This window comes from Krasilnikoviella flava (assembly GCF_900167525.1).
In the GTDB taxonomy this organism is placed as follows: domain Bacteria; phylum Actinomycetota; class Actinomycetes; order Actinomycetales; family Cellulomonadaceae; genus Isoptericola; species Isoptericola flavus.
Genome location: NZ_FUZQ01000003.1, coordinates 607,352 through 619,756, shown reverse-complemented (window position 1 = coordinate 619,756; position 12,405 = coordinate 607,352). Strand labels below are relative to the sequence as shown.

Below are 12,405 nucleotides of genomic sequence, written 5' to 3'. Positions count from 1 at the left end.
GTTGTAGTTTTATCACATGAACGAGAAGACGACCAGGGAACCGGACGACGCGGAGTCGGACGACGATCTCGTGTTCAAGGCCCTGGCCGCGCCCGTGCGTCGTCGCATGCTCGACGCGCTCAAGGAGTCCCCCCGCACCACCGGCGAGCTCTGCGCGCTGTTCCCCGGGCTCGACCGCACCACCGTGCTGCAGCACCTGCGCGTGCTCGAGCGGGCCGAACTCGTCGCCGGGCGCAAGGTCGGGCGGGAGCGCCACCTCGCGCTCGCCCCGCTGCCGATCAAACGCCTCCACGACCGGTGGATCGGCGACTACGCCCGCGCCGCCGTCGAGCTGCTCGACCGGCTCGACGGCGCCTGACCGACGCCCTGCCCTCCGTCAGGTGGCCGTGGGAAGCACCAGCGTCACCGTGCTGACGACTGCGGCGACCGCCGCACCGACAGCTCCCGCCGCCTCGCGGACCGGGCTGCCGCGCCACCACGTCGCCGCAAGCTCGTGCATCCGTGCGTCCGCCTCCCGGCGGCGCTCGCGCGGGACCCGCGGCCGGAGCCAGCCGGACCCCTCGGCGAGGGTGAGCAGCGCGGCGGTCCGGTCCCCGGGCGCGGCGCCGTCGAGCAGCACGCCGTGGACGCGGCGCCGCAGCGCGGCGACCGCCGGCCCGTCCACCGTGCGCCATCGCGTGCTGCGGAGCAGGCCCCAGACGGCACGGTCCTCCCGCCTCAGCAGCCCGCGGTCGACGAGCCCGTCCAGCAGCGGGCGCTCCACGTGACGCGCCAGGAGGTCGACGAGCTCGGCGGCGTGCCGGGGCGTCGCGGCGGCGAGGTCCAGGACGCGGTCGAGCTCGTCCCGCCCCGTCGGCGCACCGTCCAGGACCACGACCGGCCCGTCGCCCCCGGGGGCCGGCGCGACGCGGCCCGCGATCACCAGCTCGACGAGCAGCGCGCCGGCGAGCCGGTATGGCGCGTCGTCGAACAGGGACGGCGCCGTGCGCAGGTCGTCGTGGGCCAGGAGCAGCAGCTCTTCGGCAATGAGCACGTGGTCGGTCCTCCCCGTGAAGCGCCTGGTCGTGGCCTCGCTGCCTACCAGTGCGCAGACTCTCCCACACCCGACCGCGCCTGCGGCACCCCCCACGGGTTACCGTCCTGCAACGGCGCCGGCAACGCGTCCTGCGGGGCGTCCTGGTACGTGGTGCCGCGCAGGAACCGGCCGATCGCCGCGGTGCCGACCGACGTCGCGTCACTGGTCGTGGCCGGCCACGGGCCGCCGTGCTGCATCGCCGGGGTGACGGCGACGCCGGTGGGCCAGCCGTCGACGAGCACCCGCCCGGCGTGCCGCCCCAGCGTGGCGAGCAGGCCCGCGAGCTGCGCCCCCTCGCCCGCCCCGCGGTGCACGGTGGCGGTGAGCTCGCCCGGGAAGAGCTCGGCGACGACGGCACCGAGGTCGGTGTCCTCCGGGTAGGTGACGAGCACGGCGAACGGGCCGAACACCTCCTCCAGGACGGTGTCGCGGTGGGCGCGGAGCGTGGCGAGGTCCGTCTCGACGAGCGTCGGCGTCGCGTGGACGACGCCGTCATCCTCCGTCTCTGCGGAACCCGCGGCGAGCACGGCGACGCCGGGGGTGCCGAGGACGACGGACCGGCCCGCGACGTAGCCCACGCCGACGCGCGCGTTGAGCAGCGCGTGCTCGGGCACGGCGGCGGCGGCGTCGGCCACGACGGGCCCGAGGCCGTGCCCCTCGGGCACCAGCAGGAAGCCCGGCTTGGTGCAGAGCTGCCCAGCCGAGCCGCTCACCGACCCCACCCAGGCACGGGCGATCTCCGCACCCCGCTCGGCGAACGCGTCGGGGGTCACGAGCACGGGGTTGAGGGACCCGAGCTCGCCGAAGAACGGGATCGGATCCGGCCGGGCGGCAGCGGCGTCGGCGAGCAGCCTGCCCACGCGCGTCGAGCCGGTGAACGCCGCCGCCCGGACGGCGGGGTGCGCCAGCAGCGCGCGGCCGGCGTCGTCGCCCTCGACCAGGGCGAACGTGCCGGCGGGCAGGCCGGCGCCGGCGAGGGCCTCGACCATGAGGTCGGCGACGCGCCGCGACAGCGCCGGGTGCCCGGGGTGCGCCTTGACGATCACGGGGCACCCGGCGGCGAGCGCAGCAGCCGTGTCGCCGCCCGGGACGGAGAACGCGAACGGGAAGTTGCTCGCCGCGAAGACCAGCACCGGGCCGACCGGCCACAGCGTGCGGCGCAGGTCGGGACGCGGGCCGAGCACGAAGTCCGGGTCGGCGGCGTCCAGGCGCACGTCGAGGTACGCGCCGGACTCCACGACGCGGGCGAACAGCCGCAGCTGCACCCGCGTGCGCTTCAGCTCGCCGCGCAGCCGCGCCTCGGCCAGCCTGGTCTCGCCGGCGGCGAGGCCGACCAGCTCGTCATCGTGCGCACCGAGCGAGTCGGCGACGGCACGCAGCGCGTCGGCCCGCGTCGACGGCGAGAGGTCCGCGAGCACGGGTGCGGCCGCGGCAGCGGCGCGGGCCGCGTCCTCCGGCTGCGCGGGGGCGGTCGTCGTCGGGGAGTCTGTCGGGGTCGTCATCGTGTGCACCTCAGAACTGGAAGCCGGTCGGGAACGGGTCGCTCGGGTCGAGCAGGTAGGTGCCGAGCCCGGTGACCCAGGCGCGGCCGGTGACGGTGGGCAGGACGGCCGGGATCCCCGCGACCTCGGTCTCCCCGACGAGCCGCCCCACGAACCGCGAGCCGATGAAGGACTCGTTGACGAAGTCGGCACCCAGGGCCAGCTCGCCCCGCTGCCAGAGCTCCGCCATGCGCGCGGACGTGCCGGTGCCGCAGGGCGACCGGTCGAACCACCCCGGGTGGATCGCCATCGCGTGCCGGGAGTGCTCCGCCGTCGAACCCGGCGCGATGAACTCGACGTGGTGGCAGTGGTCCACGCCCGCGATCGTGGGGTGCGACGGCGGCGCGGTGGCGTTGATCGCGTCCATGATCGCGAGCCCCGCGGTCAGGATGTCCTGCTGCCGGGCGCGGTCGAACGGCAGCTGCACGGCGTCGAGGTCGACCATCGCGTAGAAGTTGCCGCCGAACGCCAGCGAGTAGGGCACGGTGCCGAGCCCGGGCACGTCCACCTCGTCGTCGAGCCGCACGACGAAGCTCGGCACGTTCTCGATCGTCACCGACTCGGCGTGCCCGTCGCGCACCTCCACCCGGGCGACGACCACCCCGGCCGGGGTGTCCAGCCGGATGGTGGTCGTCGGCTCGGTCACCGTCACCATGCCCGTCTCGACGAGCACCGTCGCGACGCCGATGGTGCCGTGCCCGCACATCGGCAGGCAGCCGGAGACCTCGATGTACACGACGCCCCAGTCGCAGTCGTCGCGGGTCGAGGGCTGCAGGATGGCGCCGCTCATCGCGGCGTGCCCGCGCGGCTCGTTCACGAGCAGCTTCCGCACGTCGTCGAGGTGCTCGATGAAGTGCAGCCGCTTGTCGTTCATCGTCGCGCCGGGGATGACCCCCAGCCCGGACGTGACGACGCGGGTGGGCATGCCCTCGGTGTGCGAGTCGACGGCGGTGAACGTCCGGGACGAGCGCATGGTGGTCTCCTGGGTGGGCTCGGCGACGGTGTACAGGATCAGCGGTTGGCGATGTACGCGAGGGCCTTCTCGGTGTCCCGCCGCACGGTGGCCTCCTGCTCGGCGGACAACGGGCCGCGCGGCGGGCGGGTCTCGACGGCGAACGGGCGCCCCGCGATCTGCGTGGACAGCTTGATGGCCTGCACGAACTCGGTGCGCGAGTCCCAGCGGAACATGGCCACCACGTTCTCGTACAGGTCCCGCGCCTCGGTGATCTTGCCGGCCCGCACCAGCTCGTAGAGCTCGACGGCCACCTCGGGGATGGCGTTCGGGTACCCGGCGAACCAGCCGGTCGCGCCCATGACCAGCGACTCGAAGAGCAGGTCGTCGGCTCCCGCGATGACGTCGATGTCCGCCACCTCGCGCAGCTCGGAGATCCGGCGCACGTCGCCGGAGAACTCCTTGATGGCCACGACGTTCTCGAGCTGCGCGAGCTCGGCGACGACGTCGGGCGTCAGGTCGACCTTCGTGTCGAACGGGTTGTTGTAGACCATGATCGGCAGGCCCACCTCGTTGACGCGGCTGTAGTGCTCGACGATCTCGCGGCGGTTGGCGCGGTAGATGGTGGGCGGCAGCAGCAGGACGGCGTCGGCGCCGTCCTCCGCCGCGAGCTCGGCCCAGTGCTTGGCCTGGTGCCAGCCCACGCCGTGCACGCCGGCGATGACGATGCCGCGGCCCGCGACGGTCTCGACGGCGGTCTGCACGACCTTGCGGCGCTCCTCGTCCGTCAGGGACGAGTACTCGCCCAGGGAGCCGTTGGGCCCGACGCCGCGGCAGCCGGCGTTCATCAGGTGGTCCACGTGGGCGGCGTAGCCGGCGTAGTCGACGGCGAGCCCGGCGGGCGCCGCGGGGTCGGGCGTGAACGGCAGCGTCGTCGCGACGACGACGCCGCCCAGGTCGATCTTCTGGGAGCTCATGCGATGTGTCCTCTCGGTTCACGCGCCTCCGGACTCGGGACGCGAGGGGTCGATGTCGGGATGAGGGTCGGGATGAGGGTCGGTGTCAGGTCAGGGGGCGTCGGCCGCCGGCACGTCGGGCAGGGTGGCGAGGTCGCCGAGACGGACGGGCACGACGAGCGGCCGCCGGTCGGGCACGGCGGGCGCCGAACCCGTGTCCCCACCGGGCGCGGGCTCGGTGGCCCCGACGAGCTCCGCGACCGTGCGGCCGCAGATCCTCGCCTGGCAGGGGCCGAGCCCGGCGCGGCTGGTGAGGCGCACGGAGCGCAGGTCGGCCGAGCCGGTGGCGCACGCCGCGGCGCGCAGCGTGCCGGCGTCGACCTCCTCGCAGCGGCAGACGAGGGTGTCGTCGCGCAGCCAGGAGGTCCATCCGCCGCGGATGCCGTGGGCGGCATCGAGCCGGCGCGCGAAGTCGGCGGACCGCGCGCGGCGCCGCGCCGCGCGGGCGAGGCCGGCATCGTCGGGCGCCCCGGACGCCGCGTGGTGCCCGGCCACCCAGCCCTCGGCCAGCGCGGCCTCCGCCCCGCCGATGCCGGTGAGCTCGCCCGCGGCCCACACGCCGGCCGCGCTGGTGCGCTGCTCGTCGTCCACGACGACGAAGCGGTCCGGCGAGATCGCGCACGCGGCGGCGACCGCGAGCTCGAGGCGCGGCGTGAAGCCGTGCGAGACGCACACGGCGTCGGCCGCGACGGTCCGTTCGGTGCCGGGCACGGGCGACCACCGCGCGTCCACGCGGGCGACCGTCACCTCCTCGACCCGGCCGTCCCCGCGGGCGGCGACGACCGCCTCGCCGAGACGGTAGGCCACCCGGTGGCGGGCGAGCGTCCCGACGTACCCGCCGAGCTCTCCCGCCTTGTGCGCGGCGCCCAGCAGCCCGGCCGGCCGGGCGCCCCAGCCGCGGGCCATCGACGCCGGCGTCGCCGCCTCGTGCACCGACAGCACGCGCGCGCCGGTGCGCAGCAGCGACGAGGCGACGGGCAGCAGGAAGGGGCCCGCCCCCGCGACGACGACACGGTCCCCCACGGCGACGCGCTCGGCCTTGGCGAGGGCCTGGGCCGCGCCGGCCGTGGTGACGCCGGGCAGCTGCCAGCCGGGGAACGGCAGGGTGCGGTCGTGCGCCCCCGTGGCGAGCACGAGCGCGTCGGGGGTCAGCGTGAGGTGCTCGCGGCCGGCGCCGTCCGCCGGCCCGACCAGCACGCGCAGCCGCACGCCGGCGTCGAGCCGCTCGAGCGCCCACACCTGGGCCGACGTCAGCAGCGTGACGCGGGGGTGCGTGGCCACGACGTCACGCAGGGCCGTGAACGTGCCCCAGCCGTGATGGAACGTGGGCTCGTCGGGCGCGGTGCCGCCGCCCGGGAGCGCCCGGTGCCGCCAGAACTGCCCGCCCACCTGGTCCGACGCGTCGAGCAGGGTCACGTCGGCGCCGGCGCGGGCCGCGGCGCGCGCCGCGGACAGCCCGGCAGGCCCGGCTCCGACCACGACCACCGTGCGGCGGCTCACGAGGTCACCCCCGGCAGCGGGTCGTGCTGCGTCTCGACGACGTCCCCGTCGGCCGCGCGCCGCAGGCAGGCCCGCACGTCCCGGGAGCCGTTGACGGTGACGAGGCAGTCGAAGCACACCCCGATCCCGCAGAACACGCCCCGCGGCGCGGACTCCACGCTGGTGGTGCGCCACGACCGGCGCCGCGCGGCCAGCAGCATCCCCGCGATCGTCTGACCCTCGGTGCCGGCGAACGGCCGACCGTCCAGGGTGATCGTCAGCGGGCGCGGTCCGGCGCCCTGCGACGTCGCGCTCATGAGGCCTCCCCGGTGTTCTCGGACGGCGTGTTCTCGGACGGCGTGGACTCGGACGGGTGCGGCTCGTCGAGCGCGGCGTCGAGCACCGCCGGCCGGTCGACGCGGAACGGCGCGGGATCGGTCGCGGGCTCCGCGCCGGTGAACAGGTCGGCGAGCAGCTCGCCGCTGACGGGCCCCAGCCCGATGCCCGCGCCCTCGTGGCCGGTCGCGACCCACAGCCCGGGGGTCCGCGGGTCGGGGCCGACGATCGGCAGGTGGTCGGGCACGTAGGGGCGGAAGCCCAGGTAGGTGCGCATGACGCTCGCGTCGGCGAGGAACGGGAACAGGCGGACCGCGCGGGCGGCCATCTCCCGCAGCACGGCGACGCGCAGCCGGTCGTCGAAGCCCACCTGCTCGCGGCTGGAGCCGATGAGGACCGTGCCGGCGGCGGTCGACTCGACCACGCTCGAGGTCTGCAGCGCCGCGTCGCCGGACTGGGTGGCGCCCACGTAGTCGCCGTCGTACACCTTGTGCCGCACGACGTGCGGCATCCGCGTGGTCACCAGCACCATCCCCCGCCGCGGTCGCACGGGCAGGCCCACGCCGAGCCGCGCGGCGACGACGCCGGACCACGGCCCTGCGGCGAGCACGACGGCCGCCGCCGGGATGTCGCCGTCGGAGGTCCGCACCCCGACGAGCCGCTCGCCGTCGCGCAGGGCGCCCACGACCTCCACGCCCGGGCGCACCGTGGCGCCGGCGCGCCGGGCGGACGCGAGCAGCGCCTCGGCCGCGGCGACCGGCTGCACCTGCGCGTCCTCCGGGTACCAGACGGCGGCCGTGAGCGCGGGGTTGAGCGCGGGCTCGAGCTCGAGAGCGTGCGCGACGTCGATCTCCCGCGCGTCCACCCCGGCGCCCCGCTGCCGGGCCGCGAAGTCCCGCAGCGGCTGCGCGCCCGCGGCCGTGGTCGCGGCGACGAGGCCGCCCTTGGGGTCGTACTCGAGAGGCGGGAACCCGTGGCGGTCGCTGCCCAGCTCGTCCTCGAGCTCCGCGACGAGGGAGGGCCAGCGCCGCGCCGCGTGCTGCGCGAGCACGAGCTCGGGGCCCGGTTCCTTGTCGGAGACGAGGAGGTTGCCCTCACCGTGGGCGGTGGTGCCCGAGGCGGCTCCCCGGCGGTCGAGCACGGTCACCGCGAGCCCGCGCCGGGCCAGCGCACGGGCGCACGCGGCACCCACGATGCCCGCTCCCACGACCACGACGTCGACGGTCATGCGGCTCCCTTCGATAATATGTCACATACCAGATATCGCGGAGGTTCGGCCACGCTGCCGGGCCGACCGGGTCAGCCCTCCTCGGCCCGCCCGGCCCACCAGCCGGTGGTGTGGCCGATGTGGCGGTGCATGAGGTCCCGCGCGCCGGCGGCGTCGCCGGCGGCGAGGAGGTCGAGCAGCTCGTGGTGCTCCGCCGCCGAGTGCTCCAGACGATCGGTGGCGACCATCTGCGACAGGCCGAGCAGCCGTGCGCGGCTGCGCAGGTCGGCCACCACGTCCACCAGCAGGGGGTTGCCCGCCAGCGTCGTGAGCCTCAGATGGAAGTCGCGGTCCGCCTCGAGGTACGTCACCAGGTCGCCCGAGCGCGCACCCGTGACGATGGCGTCTGCCTGCTCCCGGAGCGCCGGCAGCGCGCCCTGCGGGAAGCGGCCGGCCAGCTTCTCCATCGCGGGCGGCTCGAGCAGCTGCCGCACCTCGGCGATGTGGCTCAGCATCTCCGGGGACACCTCGGTGACCCGGAAGCCCTTGTTGCGGACCGCGGTGACGAACCCGCGCTTCTCGAGGTCCAGCATCGCCTCGCGCACCGGCGTCGCCGACACGGCGAAGCGCGCGGTGAGCGACGGCACCGACACCAGCGTGCCCGGGGCGAGGTCGCCCGAGACGATCGCCGCCGTGAGGGCGCGCGACACGCTCTCGCGCAGGCTCACCGGCGCCTCGATGCGGCGAAAGGACGCGACGGCTTCCGACATGAGCACTTCCTCACGAGCTGATCCAAGGGGTGGTGGACATCACAGTAGTGCATGATATGTTACCGCCCACATCGGCAGGCAGGTCAAGACGACCCGCCCGCCGAGGGCACAGGAACCGCGACCCGGCACCCTGGCCCACCTGCAGGAACAGCGCGGTTCCAGGCATCTGACGGAGCGCGGTCGACCTGCCGGACGCGACGAGGCGGGCGCGGCAGCACAGGACGGACGACGACGTCACGCCGGCTCGCCCATGGACGACGCAGGCGCATGTATGCAATGTGATATACCACCGAGGAGATTCCGTGGCCATCGCCCCGCACCTGACTCCCCCACCGACCCGCGCCCCCGCCGTCGCCGCGGCGACCGGGCGCGTCGGCTCCCCGCTCGGCACGGACCGTGTGCGGCTCACCGCCGGGCTGCTGCACGACTGGCAGCGGCGCAACCGCGTCGTCACCGTGCCGCACGTGGTGCGCGAGGTGCGGCAGGCCGGCAACCTCGACAACTTCCGGCGGCTCCACGACCCGTCTGTCGGCGACTACCGCGGGCGCTACCCCTTCCTCGACACCGACGTCTACAAGACGCTCGAGGGCATCGCGTACGAGCTCGCCCGCGGGGCGGCCGACGAGGACGAGGCCACGGCGCTGGCCGTGGCCCGCGACTTCTACGAGGAGTCGGTGGCCCTGATCGAGCGGGCCCAGCGCGCCGACGGCTACCTCGGCACCTTCTACCAGTCGCCGCAGAGCCCCAAGGAGCCGTGGCAGGACCTCTCGTGGGGACACGAGATGTACAACCTCGGCCACCTGGCGCAGGCAGCCGTCGCCGCATCCCGCCAGCTCGGCGACCGGCGGCTGCTCGACGTCGCGACGCGCTTCGCCGACCTCGTGGTCGAGCGGTACGGCCCCGACGGCGAGGCCGCCTACTGCGGCCATCCCGAGGTGGAGATGGCCCTGGTGGAGCTCGCCCGCGAGACCGGCGACCGCCGCTACCTGGAGCAGGCACGGCTCTTCGTCGAGCGCCGCGGCTCGGGCACCCTGGCGCACTCGATCTTCCCCGCGGACTACTTCCAGGACGCGGTGCCCCTGCGCGAGCTGGACTCGGTCACCGGCCACGCCGTGCGCTTGGTCTACCTGGCCGCCGGCGCCACCGACGTCGCCCTCGAGACGGGCGACGACGTGCTCCTCGCCCGCCTCGAGCACCTGTGGGACGACATGGTGGCCCGGAAGTCCTACCTCACCGGCGGCATCGGCTCCCGGCACTCCGACGAGGCGTTCGGCGACCGGTACGAGCTCCCCGCCGAGCGCGCCTACGCCGAGACGTGCGCCGCGATCGGCACCGCCCAGTGGGGCTGGCGGCTCTTCCTCGCCACCGGGCGCGCCGACGTGCTCGACCACGTCGAGCGGGTGCTGCACAACGCGTACGCCGTCGGGCTGTCGCAGGACGGCGCCGCCTTCTTCTACGACAACCCGTTGCAGCGCCGCCACGACCACGAGCAGCGCTCCGGCGCCGAGTCCGGCGGGGAGCTGCTGCGCCGCGCCTGGTTCGGCTGCCCGTGCTGCCCGCCCAACGTGGTGCGGTGGATGTCCGAGCTGCAGGACCACCTCGCCGTGGCCGACGACGGCTCCCTCACGCTCGCCCTGTACGCGAGCGCCGCGATCGACTCGCCCGCCCTCGACGTCGACGTGGCGACCGACCTCCCGTGGGACGGCCGCGTCACCGTGCGCGTGCGCCGCGCGGCAGACGGCCCGGCCACGCTCGCGCTGCGCGTCCCCGCCTGGGCGGACGGCGCCGCGGCGACCGTGGACGGCGCGCCCGTCGCCGAGCGTCCGGACGACGGCTGGCTCCGGCTGACCCGCGACTGGACGCCGGGGCAGACGGTCGTGCTCGACCTGCCCATGCCGGTGCGCGCGGTCACCGCCCACCCGCACCTGGACGCCGTCCGCGGCACGGCCGCCGTCCTGCGCGGGCCGCTCGTGTACTGCGTCGAGCAGCAGGACTCCCCCGCCCCGGTGGACGACCTGCTGCTCTCGGGCGACGACGTGTCCCGGCTCGTGGTCGACGAGGACCACCCGTGGCGCGTGCTGCGCGGCGACCTCGCCGTCGCGCCTCCGACGGGCGACGACCCGTACCCCCCGCTGGGCGCCACGGCGCCCGCCACGCACCGCGCGCCGGTGGCCCTCGTGCCCTACGCGCTGTGGGGCAACCGCGAGGCCGGCGCCATGCGCGTCTTCCTCCGGCTGTCCTGACCGCTCCACCGCTCCCCACTCCTCGCACCATCCCCACCCTGGGAGGCCTTTCATGAACCGACGAGTGACCAGACCAGCCCTCCGCGCCGCAGCGTTCGGCATCGCGGCCGCCCTCGCGCTCAGCGCGTGCTCGGGCGGCGCCGACGGCGGCTCCGGCTCGACGGCGAGCACCGCCGGGGGGCTCGAGGGCGAGCCCGCCGAGGGCGGCGTCGTGCAGGTGCTGCAGAACGCCGACTACTCCTACCTCGACCCCGCCAAGGGCTGGGACGGCGGCGTCAACAACTTCTACCGGCTCGTGTACCGCACCCTCACGACGCCGGCCTCCGGCAGCGCCGAGGACCCGAACGAGATCGTGCCGGACCTCGCGACGGACACGGGCACCGTGTCGGACGACGGCCTCACCTGGACGTTCACGCTCAAGGACGGGCTGAAGTTCGACAACGGCGACCCGATCACGTCGGCCGAGGTCAAGTTCGGCGTCTCGCGCGCCTGGGACCCGGAGATCGGCATCGGCTCCCCGTACGCCAAGCAGGTCATCGACGCGCCGAAGGACTACCAGGGCCCGTACGTCTCGGGCGACCTGCCCACCATCGAAACGCCCGACGACACCACGATCGTCTTCCACCTGAAGGCGCCGTTCCCCGACTTCCCCGCCGTCGCGTCCCAGCCGAACTTCGCGCCGTTCCCCGTCGGCTCGGGCGCCGGCGACGAGTTCCTCAACGACATCGTCGCGTCCGGCCCGTACACGCTCGACGAGTACACCCCCGGCAGCGTCATCAACCTGGTCCGCAACGAGAACTGGGACCCGGCCACCGACGAGGTCCGCACCGCCAAGCCGGACGGCTGGCACTTCCAGCTCGGCCTCGACCCCGCCACCATCGACGAGCGCCTGCTCGCCGGGCAGGGCGCCGACGTCAACGCCATCGCGGGCAACCTGCAGCCCGCCACGCTCGCCCGGCTGCAGGACCCGAAGTACCAGGACAGGCTGGTCGACTGGCCCGGCGTCTGCACCACCTACATGGGCCTCAACACCACGAAGAAGCCGCTGAACGACGTCAAGGTGCGCCAGGCGATCTCGTACGCGGTGGACAAGGCCGCCGTGCAGAACGGCACCGGCGGCACCATGCTCGCCGACATCGCCAGCACGACGATCCCGCAGTCCGTGGCCGGGTACAAGGAGTTCGACCTCTACCCGAGCGAGGGGAACACCGGCGACGTCGAGAAGGCGAAGGAGCTGCTCGCCGAGGCCGGCTACGCCGACGGCTTCGACATGACGCTCGACATGCGCACCCAGCCGAAGCTGCAGGCGCAGGCCGAGGCCGTGCAGCAGTCGCTGGCCCGCGTGGGCATCAAGGTCACCTTCAACCCGATCGACACCTCGAAGTTCTACGAGACGATCGGCACGCCCAAGCTGCAGAACGACGCCGCGATCACCGGCTGGTGCCCGGACTGGGCCTCGTCGGCGAGCACCGTGATCCCGCCGCTCTTCGACGGGCGCCGCATCACCGACAAGGGCAACTCGAACCTCGGCCAGATCGACGACCCGGCGATCAACTCCGCCATCGACGACGCGCTCGCCGTCACCGACCCGGCGGCCGCCAACGAGGCGTGGGGCAACCTCGACGAGCAGGTGCTCGAGGAGGCGCCGATCGTGCCGCTGCTGGTCGAGAAGGTCGTGCTGCTGCCCGGCGAGAACGTCACCGGGGTGTACTCCAGCCCCGGCGTCGCGACCGGCGGCCTCGACTACACCGGCGTCGGGCTCAAGGACCCGAGCAAGGGCTGAGCC

11 protein-coding genes are annotated in these 12,405 nt (G+C 74.7%); 3 read left to right on the top strand and 8 right to left on the bottom strand.

The annotated features are described in order from the left end of the window. Nucleotides 1–16 precede the first annotated feature (16 nt). On the top strand, nucleotides 17–358 hold the full coding sequence (locus B5Y66_RS10755; RefSeq protein ID WP_079574272.1) for an ArsR/SmtB family transcription factor: 342 nt from the start codon (nucleotides 17–19) through the stop codon (nucleotides 356–358). Nucleotides 359–376: 18 nt separating this feature from the next. On the opposite strand, the gene B5Y66_RS10750 is transcribed toward B5Y66_RS10755, so the two are convergent. The 8 genes from B5Y66_RS10750 to B5Y66_RS10715 form a co-directional block, all read right to left on the bottom strand. Beyond that, nucleotides 377–1,033, bottom strand: coding sequence for a GOLPH3/VPS74 family protein (locus tag B5Y66_RS10750; RefSeq protein WP_176168840.1), 657 nt, complete (start codon nucleotides 1,031–1,033; stop codon nucleotides 377–379). A 44-nt stretch (nucleotides 1,034–1,077) separates the two neighbouring features. Next, the gene (locus B5Y66_RS10745; RefSeq protein ID WP_079574267.1) at nucleotides 1,078–2,577 is read right to left on the bottom strand and encodes an aldehyde dehydrogenase family protein; all 1,500 of its coding nucleotides are present in this window, start codon (nucleotides 2,575–2,577) and stop codon (nucleotides 1,078–1,080) included. A 10-nt stretch (nucleotides 2,578–2,587) separates the two neighbouring features. Continuing rightward, nucleotides 2,588–3,589 carry a proline racemase family protein gene (locus B5Y66_RS10740; RefSeq protein ID WP_079574265.1) on the bottom strand — a complete coding sequence of 334 codons (1,002 nt, stop codon included), beginning with the start codon at nucleotides 3,587–3,589 and terminating at the stop codon, nucleotides 2,588–2,590. 38 nt (nucleotides 3,590–3,627) lie between these two features. Beyond that, nucleotides 3,628–4,545, bottom strand: coding sequence for a dihydrodipicolinate synthase family protein (locus B5Y66_RS10735; RefSeq protein WP_079574263.1), 918 nt, complete (start codon nucleotides 4,543–4,545; stop codon nucleotides 3,628–3,630). 90 nt (nucleotides 4,546–4,635) lie between these two features. After that, on the bottom strand, nucleotides 4,636–6,084 hold the full coding sequence (locus B5Y66_RS23140; protein ID WP_079574261.1) for an FAD/NAD(P)-dependent oxidoreductase: 1,449 nt from the start codon (nucleotides 6,082–6,084) through the stop codon (nucleotides 4,636–4,638). After that, nucleotides 6,081–6,380 carry a (2Fe-2S)-binding protein gene (locus B5Y66_RS22715; RefSeq protein ID WP_079574259.1) on the bottom strand — a complete coding sequence of 100 codons (300 nt, stop codon included), beginning with the start codon at nucleotides 6,378–6,380 and terminating at the stop codon, nucleotides 6,081–6,083. The genes B5Y66_RS23140 and B5Y66_RS22715 overlap by 4 nt, the downstream gene beginning before the upstream one ends. After that, complete coding sequence (locus B5Y66_RS10720) at nucleotides 6,377–7,627, bottom strand: NAD(P)/FAD-dependent oxidoreductase (protein WP_079574257.1); 1,251 nt, start codon at nucleotides 7,625–7,627, stop codon at nucleotides 6,377–6,379. The genes B5Y66_RS22715 and B5Y66_RS10720 overlap by 4 nt, the downstream gene beginning before the upstream one ends. Before the next feature lie 71 nt (nucleotides 7,628–7,698). After that, nucleotides 7,699–8,376, bottom strand: a complete 678-nt coding sequence (locus B5Y66_RS10715; RefSeq protein ID WP_079574255.1) for a GntR family transcriptional regulator — start codon at nucleotides 8,374–8,376, stop codon at nucleotides 7,699–7,701. 302 nt (nucleotides 8,377–8,678) lie between these two features. On the opposite strand from B5Y66_RS10715, the gene B5Y66_RS10710 reads away from it, so the two are divergent. After that, on the top strand, nucleotides 8,679–10,619 hold the full coding sequence (locus B5Y66_RS10710; protein WP_217700776.1) for a glycoside hydrolase family 127 protein: 1,941 nt from the start codon (nucleotides 8,679–8,681) through the stop codon (nucleotides 10,617–10,619). Between the two features lie 64 nt (nucleotides 10,620–10,683). Further along, a complete protein-coding gene (locus B5Y66_RS10705) occupies nucleotides 10,684–12,402 on the top strand; it encodes an ABC transporter substrate-binding protein (RefSeq protein ID WP_245807048.1) in 1,719 nt (572 codons plus the stop codon). Nucleotides 12,403–12,405: the final 3 nt, after the last annotated feature.

Coding starts and splice junctions, on each gene's coding strand:
- B5Y66_RS10720 (WP_079574257.1), bottom strand. CDS start 7,627: ATGACCGTCGACGTCGTGGTCGTGGGAGCGGGCATCGTGGGTGCCGCG.
- B5Y66_RS10740 (WP_079574265.1), bottom strand. CDS start 3,589: ATGCGCTCGTCCCGGACGTTCACCGCCGTCGACTCGCACACCGAGGGC.
- B5Y66_RS10755 (WP_079574272.1), top strand. CDS start 17: ATGAACGAGAAGACGACCAGGGAACCGGACGACGCGGAGTCGGACGAC.
- B5Y66_RS10745 (WP_079574267.1), bottom strand. CDS start 2,577: ATGACGACCCCGACAGACTCCCCGACGACGACCGCCCCCGCGCAGCCG.
- B5Y66_RS10715 (WP_079574255.1), bottom strand. CDS start 8,376: ATGTCGGAAGCCGTCGCGTCCTTTCGCCGCATCGAGGCGCCGGTGAGC.
- B5Y66_RS10735 (WP_079574263.1), bottom strand. CDS start 4,545: ATGAGCTCCCAGAAGATCGACCTGGGCGGCGTCGTCGTCGCGACGACG.
- B5Y66_RS22715 (WP_079574259.1), bottom strand. CDS start 6,380: ATGAGCGCGACGTCGCAGGGCGCCGGACCGCGCCCGCTGACGATCACC.